We start from the raw sequence: 13,680 nt of genomic DNA, 5'->3' as shown, positions 1-13,680 counted from the left end.
CAGAGACCCCATGCTGCGCATTGCCGTCCCCAACAAGGGTTCCCTCGCCGAGCCCGCCGCCGAGATGCTCCGCGAGGCGGGCTACCGCACGCGTCGCGACTCCAAGGAGCTCGTCGTCAACGACGAGGCCAACGGTGTCGAGCTCTTCTACCTCCGTCCCCGTGACATCGCCGTCTATGTCGGCTCGGGCACCGTCGACTGCGGCATCACCGGCCGCGATCTGCTTCTCGACTCGGGGAGTGCGGCGACCGAGGCGATGGCGCTCGGCTTCGGGAGCTCGACCTTCCGGTATGCCGGCCGGCCGGGCACCGTGTCGGCCGTCGCGGACATCGCGGGTCGCCGGGTGGCCACGAGCTACCAGGGACTGGTCGAGAAGCACCTCGCCGAGCACGGCGTGCAGGCCGAGGTGGTTCGCCTCGACGGCGCCGTCGAGACGGCGATCACCCTCGGCGTGGCCGACGTCATCGCCGACGTCGTCGAGACCGGCGCCACGCTGCGCAGCCAGGGCCTCGAGGTCTTCGGCGACCCGATCCTGCGCAGCGAGGCCGTCCTCATCCGCCGGGACGGCAGCCACGAGGACTCGGGCATCGAGGTGCTCCGCCGCCGGATGCTCGGCGTGGTCACCGCGCGGCACTACGTCATGCTCGACTACGACGTCCCGGCGTCACTCGTCGACGAGGCCTGCGGCATCACGCCGGGCCTGGAGTCGCCCACCGTCTCGAACCTGCAGAACCCGGACTGGAAGGCCGTGCGCGCCATGGTCCCGAGGTCGGTGACGAACCGGGTCATGGACGAGCTGTGGGAGCTGGGTGCGCGCGCCATCCTCGTCACCGACATCGCGGCGTGCCGCTTGTGACCGATCCCCGCTCCGTCCCGTCGCCGCCGTTCGTCTCCCGGCGAGGCCGGCGGATGGCGATCGTGATGGCTGTGCTCTCGCTCGTCCTGTTCGTGGCGCTGGCCGTCCTCGTCGCCGGGGTGGACGAGGGTGGCTGGGTCGTCGCGGACCGCGTGATGATGGCCGTGATCGGTGTGTGTCTGGCGCTCGTCCTGTGGCGGTGGGCGGCGATCCGCGCCGTTGCTGATCCTGAGGGCGTCAACGTCCAGAACCTTCTCGGTCGGCGACACATCGCCTGGGACGAGATCGCCGACGTCACCTTCGACGAGGGCGACCCGTGGGCGACGCTGCACCTGAAGGACACCGAGACCGTCGCGGTCATGGCGATCCAGCGCGCCGACGGGAAGTCGGCCCGCGCCGAGGCCCAACGGCTCGCCGACCTCGTCGCGCGCTCCCGCACCCGCTCCTGACCAGCCCGTCCACCGCCCGGGGGTCTGGGATCCGGGCCCACATCCGTGCGTGTGGCCCCGGATGTCCGACACCCACCGGCCCAGGTCGTCAGGAGACGGGGGCGCGACTGGGTCTGAGGGTCAGGGTGGCCGCCAGCTGCACGAACATGAGCGCTGCCAGCACGAGCCAGATCGCGGAGTAGCCACCGGTGAGGTCGCGCACCGCACCCATGGTCGTCGGACCCATCGACGCCACGGTGTAGGAGACGAGGAAGGCCATCGCGGTGAAGCGGGCAGCGGCGGCCGGCGACACGGCATACCGGACGAGCAGGACGATGCCGATCGCGAAGGACGCTCCCTGCGCCGCGCCGAGCAACAGGGCCCACACCCACGGCGCTGCCTCCGGAGCGGCCCACACACCGGTCTGTCCAGCCAGGCCGCACAGCCCCGCACCGACGAGCGGGATCCGCCAGTCGCCGACGCGGTCGGTGATGGCCGGGCCGACGAGACCTGACACGAGCTGGGCGCCGGTGAAGACCGACAGCAGCAGACCGGCGTGCTGGGCGTCCCAACCGTGCCCGACATAGGTGGGGGAAAGCCATGCGAGCGTCGAGTAGAACTGCCAGGACTGGATCGCGAGGAATCCCGCGACGAGCCAGGCCGTCGTGCTGCGCCACGGCAGTCGGTGGGCGGCGTCCGCGGGATGCTGGTCGTGGTCGCCCCCACGGTGCACAGCGCGGTCGACCGGCATCCAGAACGCCAGGCTGAGGAGACCGACGAGGCCCCAGAAGCCGAGCGCGAGGTCCCAGTCGTCCAGCCACCCGGCCAGCGGGACCGAGACGGCGGCGGCCAGACCGGCGCCTCCCATCATCGCGATCATCTGGACGCCGGTCGCCAACCCCGCGCGACCGGCGGGGAAGAAGTCCTTGACCAGGCCCGGCAGCAGGGTCCCGGCAAGCGCGATGCCGGCTCCAGCACACAGCGTGCCGAGATAGAGCGCGACGACCTCGTGCCCGAACCCGCGCACGAGGTTGCCGGCGGCCACGGCGACCATGGCGAGCGAGATGCACCGGGCCACGCCGAGGCGCAGCCCCAGACGCGCCGCCGCGGGCGCGAGCAGCCCCATGCAGAGCACGGGAAGGGTGGTGAGCACCCCGAGCCACACCGAGCTGAGTCCGAGCTCCTCCCGGATCTGGGGGAGCAGGGGCGGCACCGACGTCATGAGGGTGCGCGTGCTGAGGGCGACGGCCACGACCCCGACGACGACGAGGGTGAGCGACGGACCTGCCGGAGGCTCGATCGGCGACGACCCGCCTCCCACGGCGCCCGTGTCGATGCGGAGGTCGGCGTCGTCGCGTCCGGGCGAGCCGGCATACAGCTGGCGCTCCTGGTCGGCCCACAGGTCCCAGTGGGACGCGAACACCTCACCGTCTCGGGCGATCGCGCGGTCGTGGCGCTCCTCGTCCGGGGCCTCGACCCACACGGTCGCCGATGCGTGGCCGTCGGCGATGGCGAACGCCCCCACGCCCTCGAGGACGACGACCTCGGCGTGCGGCACGGCGCGATCGGGCTCGCGCACGTCGTCGTCCCAGTCCCAGGCGGGGTGGCTGGCGGGCTCGTCGCGCGCCCATGCCCCCACGAGAGACGAGCGCGCGAGGTGCACCGTCGCGAGCAGCCCCGTCCAACCCTGGTGCATGTCGTCGACGTGGAGGACGAGCGCGTCGAGGTCGCGCCCGAGGTCGGCTGCGAGGGTCGTCTTGCCCGATCCGCTCGGCCCGTCGACTGCGACGACGGTGACGGCGCCGCAGCGCGGGCCTCGCTCGGCGACGAGTCGCTGCACCTGGGTCGTGAGGTCGTCCACGTCGGTCACCGCATCCATCGCCACACCGGCAAGCCTAGGTCGGGGTCGACTCGTCCTCGTCGTCGCCTTCGGAGAGACGGTCCGACACGGGCACGTTGCCCACGGCCTCGTCGGAGGGCACACCGGTGAGGACGAGGAGGTCCACCACCATCGACCGGACCTGCGCACGGATGACCTCACCGGACAGTCCGGACGCCGGGTCGATGGCGGCGCTGCGCTCGCCGAGCCGCCGCAGCCCGGCCCGCGCCGGGATCGGCTCGTGCCGCTCGTGGAGCTGTCGGGCGATGTCGTCGCACGAGCGTGCGAGGTCGTCGAGGAGGGCCACGTATGCCGTGGGCACGACTTCGTGACGCCGCGTGCCGACCGCTGCCCGTCGGACGAGGACTCGCAGGTTGCGGATGCTCCGGTCCAGCGGTTCGAGGAGGTCCGAGATCGCTTGGGCTCCCGGGAGGTGGCGTCGGCGAAACGGTGAGAGGCGCACGACGGCCACGCCCTCCGAGGCAAGTGACTGGAGCTCGTCGAGCATCGACTCGGACGCGCGCGCCCGCTCCAGCGTGCGCGCGGCCAGGGCCGTGTCGCCGGTGCGGAGGACCTGCGCGGTCTCGGTGAGGATCGCCGAGATCTCCTCGACGACGCGGGCCGCCTGCTGGCGTGGCCGGTGCAGCCCCGTCGCGGGTGCGAGCGCGCTGATGACGAGGGCGACTCCTCCGCCGATGACGGCATCGAGCCAGCGCGTGAACGCCTGGCCGGGCGCAGCCACGAGCGTCGTGATGATCGCCGCCTGCACGCCTGCCTGGATGGTGATGAGCAGGCCCGCGCCGAACAGCGAGGCGATGGTCATCGCGAGCATGATGACGACGAGCAGCTGCAGGATCCCGCTGCCGAAGAGATGGGCGAAGACGTCGCCGATCAGGACACCGATCGCTACCCCGACCATCACCTCCACGGCCCGTCGAACCCGCTGGCCGTAGGACAGGCCGAGCGAGATGATCGCCGTCACGGGGGCGAAGAACGGCAGGGGGTGGTCGAAGACGTCCTTGGCGAGCCACCACGCGAGGGCCGCACCCACCCCGCACTGGAGGATGAACACCAACCGGCCGGACAGGCGGTCCGTGCGGGTGCGCGCCTCGGTGCGCGAACGCGCGGCGACGCGGGCAGGCAGGTCGGAGGCGGACGGCATACCTCGCATCATCCCCTGCCCGATAACCTGCGCGGGTGAGCGTCGCGATCCGTGTCATCCCGTGCCTCGACGTCGACGCCGGTCGCGTCGTCAAGGGCGTGAACTTCGAGAACCTGCGCGACGCCGGCGACCCGGTGGAGCTGGCCCGGTCCTACGGCGAGCAGGGCGCCGACGAGCTGACCTTCCTCGACGTCACCGCGAGCAGCGGCGACCGGGCGACGACCTACGACGTCGTGCGGCGCACCGCCGAGCAGGTCTTCATCCCGCTGACGGTCGGCGGGGGAGTGCGCACCGTCGACGACGTCGACCGGCTGCTGCGCAGCGGCGCCGACAAGGTGGGCGTCAACACGGCCGCCATCGCCCGGCCCCAGCTCATCGCCGAGACGGCCGACCGCTTCGGCTCGCAGGTCCTCGTCCTCTCGGCCGACGTGCGACGCCGGCGCGCCGACGACGGCTCGGTCACCGACGACGTCGAGGTGACGACCCACGGCGGCCGCACCGGCACCGGGCTCGACGCCATCGAGTGGTGCGTCCGGGCGGCCGAGCTCGGCGCCGGCGAGATCCTGCTCAACTCCATGGACGCCGACGGGACGAAGGCCGGCTTCGACCTCGACCTCATCGCGCGCGTCCGTCGTGAGGTGAGCATCCCCGTCATCGCCAGCGGCGGCGCAGGTGCCCTCGAGCACTTCGCCCCGGCGGTCCGTGCCGGCGCCGACGCCGTCCTCGCCGCGAGCGTCTTCCACTTCGGCGACCTCACCATCGGCCAGGTCAAGGACGCCCTGCGCGCCGACGCCCACCCCGTGCGCTGATCAGAGCCCGAAGCTCGCTGTGTCGAACCGGGCGACTGCGTCCGCGTCGCCGGTCACCTCGATCTCGGCGACCTGACGACGTCCGTATGCCGTGAGCAACAGCTCCACCGGCGCCCCCGTGACGTGGACGGTCGCCTCCCCTCCGCTCACCGTGAGCGCACCGCGGCCCGGCGCGTGCAGCTGGACGCCGTCCGGCGCCCTGCGGAAGAGGAGCCGGCCCATCCGCGAGAGCAGGGTCCAGGCCGCGGCCTCGACGTGCGCGGTGGGCTCGCGGCGCGGGCCGGGGGAGCCGTCCCCGCGCAGCACGTCCTCGTGGTGGATGACCATCTCGGCGAGGTTGACCGCGTTGTCGATGAGGGTGAGCCGGGTCGGGTGCCAGCCGGGCGGGCCGGAGCGCACGGCCTCGACGAGCTCGGGCCACGGCTGGGCCGCGACCCTGGCCTGCTCGCGCTCGGTGCGCTCCTTGAGGAAGGGGAGCCAGATCCCGGACGCGAGGTCGGGGCGGCCCTCTCGGATGACGAGGTGCGCCGCGAGGTCCCGGGTGGTCCACGGCATGCACAGCGTGGGGGCGTCCGGGCCGACGGACTCCAAGGTGTCGCAGAGGTCGAGGCGCTCCCGGCGGGCGATGCTGGTCGAGGTCGTCATGGACCCATCCTCGCGCCACCAGACCCGCGCGGCACAATGGCGGACGTGCCCGATCTCGACCCCGCCGTGTCCAGCCGCCTTCGCTTCGACGACGCCGGCCTCGTTGCCGCGATCATCCAGCAGCACGACACCGGCGAGGTCCTCATGCTCGGCTGGATGGACATCGAGGCGGTCCGTCGCACGCTGACGGAGGGGCGCGTGACGTTCTGGTCGCGCAGCCGACAGGTCTACTGGCGCAAGGGCGACACCTCCGGCCACGCCCAGCACGTCAGGTCCGTGGCCGTCGACTGCGACGGCGACGCCCTGCTCGTCCGGGTCGAGCAGGTCGGCGCCGCATGTCACACCGGCGACCGCACCTGCTTCGACGCCGGCGCGCTCGACGTCGTCGTCGGAGAGGTTGGTCGATGAGCAGCGGTGAGGGGCCCGGCCCCTTCCCGGACCTGGGGTTCGGTGCGACCTGGCCCTCGCTCGACGTCTTCTCGGTGCTCGCGGAGGGACGGCGCGTCATCCCCGTCGTCCGACGGCTCATGGCCGACGCCGAGACCCCCGTCGGCCTCTACCGCAAGCTCGCCCAGAGCCGCCCGGGCACCTTCCTGCTCGAGTCGGCGGAGCACGGTGGGGTGTGGTCGCGCTACTCGATCATCGGGGTCGCGAGCCGGGCCACGCTGACCGAGAAGGACGGCGAGGCCCACTGGGTCGGCGAGCCACCCGTCGGAGTCCCCACGACCGGTCTGGCCACCGAAGCGTTGCGGGACACCGTCGCTGCCCTCGCGAGCGACCCGATTCCTGGTCTGCCACCACTCACGGGCGGCATGGTCGGGATGATCTCCTACGACGCCGTCCGCCGATGGGAGAGGGTCCCGTCGACGACGCCCGACGTCCTGCACCTTCCCGAGATCTCGATGATGCTGGCGACCGACCTCGCCGTCCTCGACCACGCCGACGGGTCCGTCCTGCTCATCGCCAACGCCGTCAACTACGACGCCACCGACGAGCGCGTGGCTGATGCCTGGGCCGACGCCGTCGCGCGCCTCGACACGATGACGCACGACCTCGGGGCGAGCGCCGAGAGCACGGTGTCGCTCGTCGAGACCGACGTCGTCGACGAGGCCCTCGAGACGGTCACCGCCAACCTCACGCGCGACGACTACGAGCTAATGGTCGAGAGCGCCAAGGAGGACATCCGCGCCGGCGAGGTCTTCCAGGTCGTGCTCTCGCAGCGCTTCTCGATGCCCTGCGACGCAGACGCCCTCGACGTCTACCGGGCCCTGCGGGCGGGCAACCCCAGCCCCTACATGTACCTCTTCCGGTTCACGCGACCGGACGGCACGGCATACGACGTCGTGGGCAGCTCGCCGGAGGCGCTCGTCAAGGTGACGGGCACGCAGGCGATCACCCACCCGATCGCCGGCTCCCGTCCGCGCGGCAAGTCTCCCGAGGACGACGTGCGCCTGGCCGAGGACCTCCTCGCCGACCCCAAGGAGCGCTCGGAGCACGTCATGCTCGTCGACCTCGGGCGCAACGACCTCGGCCGTGTCTGCCGGCCCGGCACGGTCGACGTCGTCGAGTTCATGGACGTCCGCCGCTACAGCCACGTCATGCACCTCGAGTCCACGGTGGTGGGTGAGCTGCGCCCCGGGGTCCGGGCCTACGACGTCCTCGTGTCGACCTTCCCCGCCGGGACCCTCTCCGGGGCGCCCAAGCCGCGGGCGCTCGCGCTCATCGAGGGCTACGAGCCGTCGCGCCGAGGGGTCTACGGCGGCGTCGTCGGCTACCTCGACTTCCACGGCGACCTCGACATGGCGATCGCCATCCGCACCGCGCTCATCGACGGTGGGGTGGCGCACGTCCAGGCGGGCGCCGGCATCGTCGCCGACTCGGTGCCACGCAACGAGCACGACGAATGCATCGCCAAGGCAGCCGCGGTCCTGCGCGCCGTGGCCACGGCCACAGCCCTGAGGAAGGTCCCGTGAGCCTGGTCCGTCGCCGCGGTGTCCTCGTCCTGCTCGTCGTCCTCGGGGCCCTCATCGTCGTCGTGACGGCGTCGCGCACCTGGCTCACCGGCTCGGTCGACGACGTCGTCCTCGGTGCAAGGTCGGTGGCTGCCACCGGCGCCGACGCGGCGGGTGGGGTCGTCGCGCTCGCCCTCGTCGTCGTCGCGGGTGCCATCGCCTCAGCGACGGCGGGCACCCGTGCCCGCGTCGTCGCCCTCGTCCTGACGGCGCTCGCGGTGCTCGCCGGCATCGCGAGCGTTGCCCGCGTGCTCCTCGATCCCGACGCCGTCCTCGGACCGATCGCGGCAGCAGCTGCGGGTCGCACCGGGTCGCTCGAGATCCAGTCCCGGGCCAACGCGTGGCCGTGGGTCTCGCTCGTCGGGTTCCTGCTCGCGGGACTCGCCCTGGTCGGCCTCGCCCGGGTCCGACGAGCCGCTCCGGGGCTCTCCTCCCGCTACGAGGCGCCCGGTCGTCCACCCGAGAGCGACTGGGACCAGCTGAGCGCCGGTGGGGACCCCACCGATGCCGGTCCGGCACCGCGAACCTGACACAATGGCCCGCGAACGCACATCTTTCCGGGAGGCACTCATGGCTGAGCACGACGACGACAACCACGGCAACAGCGTCGCGGCGTGGGTCATGGTCGGGATCATCATCCTCGCGTCGGCCGTCATGGCGGTCGCGATGATCTTCCCCAACCTCCCGCTGTTCATCGGTGGTGTCGTCCTCGTCGTCGTCGGCCTCGTCGCGGGCAAGGTGCTGGCCCTCGCCGGATACGGCGTCAACGGCGCGATCTCCCGCCGCGACACCAACATCTCCTGAACCGGGTGCCCATGCCCACCGTGCTCGACGCCATCGTTGCCGGCGTGCGTGAGGACCTCGCCGTCCGCGCAGACCGGGTGAGCCTGTCCGTGCTCGAGCGCCGCATCGCCGAGATCCCCGGGCCCATCGACGCGGAGGAGCAGCTGCGCGCCGACGGCCTCTCGCTCATCGCCGAGGTCAAGCGGGCCAGCCCCAGCAAGGGTGCACTCGCCGACATCGCCGACCCGTCGTCGCTGGCTCGCGCCTATGCCGATGCCGGGGCCGCGGCCGTCAGCGTCCTCACCGAGCAGCGCCGCTTCGGCGGAAGCCTCGACGACCTCGACGCCGTCCGAGCGGCGGTCTCGATCCCGGTGCTGCGCAAGGACTTCATGGTCACCGACTACCAGCTCTATGAGGCCCGCGCGCACGGAGCGGACATCATCCTGCTCATCGTGGCGTCGCTCACCGACGAAGAGCTCCTCCGCATGCACACCCTCGCCCAGGACCTCGGGATGACCGCGCTCGTCGAGGTCCACGACGAGGGCGAGACCCAGCGCGCCGTCGACGCCGGTGCGCGGGTCATCGGCGTCAACGCCCGCAACCTCAAGACCCTCGAGATCCACCCCGACACGTTCTCGCGCCTCGTGCCGCTCATCCCGCCGGGGGTCGTCACCGTGGCCGAGTCGGGCATCCGGGGTGCCGACGACGCAGCGATGTATGCCGCGCAGGGCGCCGACGCCGTGCTCGTGGGCGAGACCCTCGTGCGGGGCGCGGACCCGTCGGCGACCGTGCGGGAGATCATCGCCGCCGGCGCCCACGCGACGCAGGGGACACCCGGACCGCTCGCAGCTCCCGGTGGTCCGCACGCGGTCGGTCCCGCGTGAGCGCCGGCCGCTTCGGACAGTTCGGCGGACGCTATGTGCCCGAGGCCCTCGTCCCGGCTCTCGAGCAGCTGGACGAGGCCAGGCGGACGGCCATGCAGGACCCGACGTTCCTTGCCGAGCTCGACCACCTGCACCGCACCTACACCGGGCGCCCGAGCATCATCACCGAGGTCCCGCGCTTCGCTGCTCATGCCGGTGGCGCGAGGATCATCCTCAAGCGCGAGGACCTGAACCACACCGGTTCCCACAAGATCAACAACGTCATCGCGCAGGCACTGCTCACCAAGCGCATGGGCAAGACCCGGGTCATCGCCGAGACCGGAGCGGGCCAGCACGGAGTCGCGACGGCGACGGCCGCTGCCCTCATGGGGCTCGAGTGTCGCGTCTACATGGGCAAGGTCGACACCGAGCGGCAGGCCCTCAACGTCGCGCGCATGCGCATGCTCGGCGCCGAGGTCGTCGCGGTCGAGCACGGCAGCGCAACCCTCAAGGACGCGATCAACGAGGCCCTGCGCGACTGGGTGACCAACGTCGACCGCACCCACTACCTCATCGGCACGGTGACCGGCCCGCACCCGTTCCCCGAGATGGTCCGCGACTTCCACCGCATCATCGGTGTCGAGGCACGCGAGCAGGTGCTCGAGCTGACCGGCCGGTTGCCCGACGCCGTCGTCGCCTGCGTCGGTGGCGGGTCCAACGCCATGGGGATCTTCCACCGCTTCATCGAGGACGAGGGCGTCCGGCTCGTGGGGGTCGAGGCTGGCGGCGAGGGGCTCGAGGGGCGGCATGCTGCCCGCTTCGCCACGGCCGTTCCCGGAGTGCTGCACGGCGCGATGAGCTATCTCATGCAGGACGAGGACGGCCAGACCACCGAGTCGCACTCGGTGTCCGCAGGTCTCGACTACCCCAGCGTCGGGCCGGAGCACGCTCACCTGCGCGACACCGGCCGGGCGGAGTACGTCTACGCCACCGACGACCAGGCCATGGAGGCGTTCGCGCTGCTCTGCCGCACCGAGGGCATCATCCCCGCGATCGAGTCCGCCCACGCGCTCGCCGGCGCCCTGGTCCTCGGCCGTGAGCTCGGCCCGGACGGCACGATCCTCGTCAACCTCTCGGGACGTGGCGACAAGGACATGCACACGGCCGCCGAGTGGTTCAACCTCGTCGGGGACGTCGTGGCCGACGACGAGATGGTGCCCTCGGGGGAGTCCGACGACCCGGGCGCGACCGGCGACGGACGGACCCAGCTGTGAGCCCCGACCTCGGCGCCGGTGACGTCCTCGCCCGGTGCAAGGAGGAGGGGCGTGCTGCCCTCATCGGCTACCTGCCGGTCGGCTTCCCCGATGTGGAGGGCTCGATCCGCGCCATGGTCGCCATGGTCGAGTGCGGGGTCGACATCGTCGAGGTCGGACTCCCGTACTCCGACCCGCTCATGGACGGCCCGGTCATCCAACGTGCCGTCGAGGCGGCGCTCGCCGGAGGCTCCCGCGTGGTGGACGGCTACCTCGCCACCCAGGCGGTCCGCGACGCCGGGGCGCCGCCGCTCGTCATGGCCTCGTGGAACCTCATCCTCCGCCGTGGGGTCGACCGGTATGCCGCGGAGCTGGCTGCCGCCGGCGGTGCCGGCATCATCACCCCCGACCTCATCCCCGACGAGGCGCAGGAGTGGATCGCGGCGAGCGAGCGCGAGGGCCTCGACCGCGTCTTCCTCGTCGCCCCGAGCTCGACACCCGAGCGGTTGTCCAGGGTGACCGACGCCTGTCGTGGGTTCGTCTATGCCGCCTCGACCATGGGTGTCACGGGCCTGCGGACCACCGTGGACTCGGCCGCGCGAGACCTTGTGGACCGGACCAGGGCCGTCACCGACCTGCCGGTCTGCGTCGGGTTGGGCGTCTCGAACGGCGACCAGGCGGCCGAGATCGCCCAGTACGCCGACGGCGTCATCGTGGGCACCGCCTTCGTCCGGGCCCTCAGCGGGGACGGGGAACTCGGAGCGCGCCTCGACGCGTTGCGCGAGTTGACGACTGATCTGGCGAGGGGTGTGAGGGAAGGGGCGAGGTGAGCACGCGTGCCGCGGATGTCCTCGGGCTGGTCGCCCGCCTCGTCCTCGGCGGAGTCTTCCTCGTCGCCGGTGCCCTCAAGGTCCCCACTCCCGAAGCGCTGGCCAAGGCCACGCAGGCCTACCAGGTCCTCCCGCACGACGTCGCGACCTACGTCGGCTACGCGCTGCCGATCGTCGAGGTGATCCTCGGACTCCTGCTCGTCCTCGGGCTCTTCACCCGGGTGTCAGCGGTGATCACCTCTCTCCTGGTGGTCGCCTTCATCGTGGGGATCGCTCAGGCATGGGCCCGCGGCCTCACCATCGACTGCGGTTGCTTCGGCGGTGGCGGCACGGTGAGCGCGGCCCAGACGTCCTACCTGCCACGGATCCTCGAGGACCTCGGCCTGCTCGCGTGCGGCCTGTGGCTCTCCCGGCGCCCCACGTCCTTCCTGTCCCTCGAACGGGCGCTCTTCGGCCCTGCCGGCTGAGCGCGCCGCGTCGCACCCCCCGACCCGCAACACAAGGAGCCCCAGACCATGGCGAAGAAGACGACGGGGTCGGCCAGCGCCCGCCGAGCCAAGATCGAGGCGACCCGCAAGAACGCCCGCGGCGGCCCGGACCGGATCATCGTGGGCGCCGTCGTCGCCGTCGTGGCGATCATCGCGGTCGTCGGGGGAGTCGTCGTCGCCGCGCAGGACAAGCAGGAGCGGGCGGGCACGAGCACCTCGGTGCCCGCAGCTGCCGAAGCGATGGGGGAGGGCTATGTGGCCAACAAGGACGTCGCGCTCGCCCCAGGGGCTCCCACGCTCGAGATCTACGAGGACTTCCAGTGCCCGGCGTGCGCCCAGTTCGAGCGCGTCATGGGTGCCACGGTGGCCGAGCTGGCGGAGCAGGGCAAGATCAGGCTCGTGTACCACTTCAAGACGATCATCGACGCCAACACCGGGACGACCCACTCGTTGACGATGGGCAACGCCGCCATGTGTGCCGCGGAGGCGGGCGCGGGCGCCTTCCAGTCCTTCCACGACGACGTGTTCGCCCACCTGCCGGCCCAGGAGGGACAGGGCTGGACCGCGGCCCAGACGACGGGCTTCGCCGAGAAGGCCGGTATCACCGGAGCGGCGCTCGACACCTGGCAGTCCTGCGTCGACGATCGGAGATACAACGCCTACATCGAGTCGACCGAGGAGGCATCGGCTCGGGCCGACATCACCGGGACGCCCACCATCGTCCTGGCCGGTGAGCGGCTGGACCTCGACCAGATCGGTGACGTCCAGGGGCTCACCGCCGCCATCGAGGCAGCGACCCCGTGATGCTTCCGGCGACCATCCCCAGCCCGACCGCAGGCGTCCTCCACCTCGGTCCGCTCCCGATCCGTGGCTACGCGCTGTGCATCCTGCTCGGCATCGTCGTGGCCGTCTGGCTCACGGAGCGGCGGATGCGCACCCGCGGAGGTGAGCCGGGGCAGGTCCTGGACGTCGCGGCATACGCCGTGGTGTCCGGCATCATCGGCGGTCGGATCTATCACGTCATCACGACGCCCGACCCCTACTGGGGCAAGGACGGCAACCCGGTCGACGCGCTCAAGATCTGGGAGGGAGGGCTGGGCATCTGGGGGGCCGTGGCGCTCGGGGCGCTCGGTGCGTGGGTCGGCTGCCGTCGCGTCGGCGTGAGATACCTCGACTTCGCGGATGCAGCGGCACCGGGCATCGCCATCGCCCAGGGCATCGGCCGGTGGGGCAACTGGTTCAACAACGAGCTCTACGGCGGGCCGACCGACCTGCCCTGGGGCCTCGAGATCCACGAGTGGGACAACGCCGCCGGGCGGGCGGTCACCGACGCCAACGGGGAGGCCGTGGTGCAGGGCATCTACCACCCCACGTTCCTCTACGAGGCGATCTTCGTGATGGCCCTCGCGGTGGTCCTCCTCCTCATCGAGCGGCGGCGGTCCCTGGCACCGGGCCAGCTCTTCGGGCTCTACATCGCCGGCTACCCGATCGGCCGGATCATCATCGAGAAGATGCGCACCGACGACGCCGAGCTGATCCTCGGTCAGCGCCTCAACGTCTGGACGAGCATCATCGTCTTCCTCATCGGTGTCGCGATCGTCGTCCACACGGGTCGACGAGCCCGGAAGCCATCGGAGACCACCCCGGAACCGTCCACGATGTGAGATACGTG

General features: G+C 71.8%; 16 protein-coding genes. 13 read left to right on the top strand and 3 right to left on the bottom strand.

What is annotated here, in order from left to right:
- Window positions 1-10 precede the first annotated feature (10 nt).
- A complete protein-coding gene (gene hisG, locus ACFQW8_RS17780; protein WP_380089685.1) occupies window positions 11-856 on the top strand; it encodes an ATP phosphoribosyltransferase in 846 nt (281 codons plus the stop codon).
- 53 nt (window positions 857-909) lie between these two features.
- On the top strand, window positions 910-1,305 hold the full coding sequence (locus ACFQW8_RS17775) for a PH domain-containing protein (protein ID WP_380089684.1): 396 nt from the start codon (window positions 910-912) through the stop codon (window positions 1,303-1,305).
- An 88-nt stretch (window positions 1,306-1,393) separates the two neighbouring features.
- Here ACFQW8_RS17775 and ACFQW8_RS17770 read toward each other — a convergent pair whose 3' ends face one another.
- Window positions 1,394-3,163 carry an MFS transporter gene (locus ACFQW8_RS17770; protein WP_380089824.1) on the bottom strand — a complete coding sequence of 590 codons (1,770 nt, stop codon included), beginning with the start codon at window positions 3,161-3,163 and terminating at the stop codon, window positions 1,394-1,396.
- 16 nt (window positions 3,164-3,179) lie between these two features.
- Window positions 3,180-4,325 carry an FUSC family protein gene (locus ACFQW8_RS17765; RefSeq protein WP_380089683.1) on the bottom strand — a complete coding sequence of 382 codons (1,146 nt, stop codon included), beginning with the start codon at window positions 4,323-4,325 and terminating at the stop codon, window positions 3,180-3,182.
- A gap of 35 nt (window positions 4,326-4,360) precedes the next feature.
- Here ACFQW8_RS17765 and hisF point away from each other — a divergent pair, with 35 nt between their 5' ends.
- On the top strand, window positions 4,361-5,134 hold the full coding sequence (gene hisF, locus ACFQW8_RS17760; RefSeq protein ID WP_380089682.1) for an imidazole glycerol phosphate synthase subunit HisF: 774 nt from the start codon (window positions 4,361-4,363) through the stop codon (window positions 5,132-5,134).
- Here the strand turns inward: hisF and ACFQW8_RS17755 are convergent, their stop codons facing one another.
- Window positions 5,135-5,779, bottom strand: a complete 645-nt coding sequence (locus ACFQW8_RS17755) for a TIGR03085 family metal-binding protein (protein ID WP_380089680.1) — start codon at window positions 5,777-5,779, stop codon at window positions 5,135-5,137. It lies immediately after the preceding gene.
- Between the two features lie 36 nt (window positions 5,780-5,815).
- On the opposite strand from ACFQW8_RS17755, the gene hisI reads away from it, so the two are divergent.
- From hisI to lgt, 10 genes are read left to right on the top strand one after another with little or no spacing between them, the layout of a single operon-like run.
- Complete coding sequence (gene hisI, locus ACFQW8_RS17750) at window positions 5,816-6,187, top strand: phosphoribosyl-AMP cyclohydrolase (protein WP_380089677.1); 372 nt, start codon at window positions 5,816-5,818, stop codon at window positions 6,185-6,187.
- A complete protein-coding gene (locus tag ACFQW8_RS17745; RefSeq protein WP_380089675.1) occupies window positions 6,184-7,752 on the top strand; it encodes an anthranilate synthase component I in 1,569 nt (522 codons plus the stop codon). The genes hisI and ACFQW8_RS17745 overlap by 4 nt, the downstream gene beginning before the upstream one ends.
- The gene (locus ACFQW8_RS17740; protein WP_380089673.1) at window positions 7,749-8,321 is read left to right on the top strand and encodes a Trp biosynthesis-associated membrane protein; all 573 of its coding nucleotides are present in this window, start codon (window positions 7,749-7,751) and stop codon (window positions 8,319-8,321) included. Before ACFQW8_RS17745 ends, ACFQW8_RS17740 begins: the two co-directional genes overlap by 4 nt.
- A 40-nt stretch (window positions 8,322-8,361) precedes the next feature.
- Entirely contained in the window at window positions 8,362-8,595 is a 234-nt protein-coding gene (locus ACFQW8_RS17735; protein WP_380089671.1) for an HGxxPAAW family protein, read from the top strand.
- Window positions 8,596-8,606: 11 nt separating this feature from the next.
- On the top strand, window positions 8,607-9,458 hold the full coding sequence (trpC, locus tag ACFQW8_RS17730; protein WP_380089669.1) for an indole-3-glycerol phosphate synthase TrpC: 852 nt from the start codon (window positions 8,607-8,609) through the stop codon (window positions 9,456-9,458).
- Complete coding sequence (trpB, locus tag ACFQW8_RS17725) at window positions 9,455-10,711, top strand: tryptophan synthase subunit beta (protein ID WP_380089667.1); 1,257 nt, start codon at window positions 9,455-9,457, stop codon at window positions 10,709-10,711. Before trpC ends, trpB begins: the two co-directional genes overlap by 4 nt.
- On the top strand, window positions 10,708-11,520 hold the full coding sequence (gene trpA / locus ACFQW8_RS17720) for a tryptophan synthase subunit alpha (protein WP_380089665.1): 813 nt from the start codon (window positions 10,708-10,710) through the stop codon (window positions 11,518-11,520). The genes trpB and trpA overlap by 4 nt, the downstream gene beginning before the upstream one ends.
- Complete coding sequence (locus tag ACFQW8_RS17715) at window positions 11,517-11,987, top strand: MauE/DoxX family redox-associated membrane protein (protein WP_380089663.1); 471 nt, start codon at window positions 11,517-11,519, stop codon at window positions 11,985-11,987. The genes trpA and ACFQW8_RS17715 overlap by 4 nt, the downstream gene beginning before the upstream one ends.
- 48 nt (window positions 11,988-12,035) lie before the next feature.
- Window positions 12,036-12,812 (top strand): DsbA family protein, encoded by a 777-nt coding sequence (locus ACFQW8_RS17710; protein WP_380089661.1) that lies wholly within the window; start codon window positions 12,036-12,038, stop codon window positions 12,810-12,812.
- Window positions 12,812-13,672, top strand: a complete 861-nt coding sequence (gene lgt, locus ACFQW8_RS17705; RefSeq protein WP_380089822.1) for a prolipoprotein diacylglyceryl transferase — start codon at window positions 12,812-12,814, stop codon at window positions 13,670-13,672. Before ACFQW8_RS17710 ends, lgt begins: the two co-directional genes overlap by 1 nt.
- Window positions 13,673-13,680 lie beyond the last annotated feature (8 nt).

Origin of the sequence: Knoellia altitudinis (assembly GCF_042666355.1) — a bacterium.
GTDB classification, from domain to species: domain Bacteria; phylum Actinomycetota; class Actinomycetes; order Actinomycetales; family Dermatophilaceae; genus Knoellia; species Knoellia altitudinis.
This window is presented reverse-complemented; position numbering and strand designations above follow the sequence as displayed.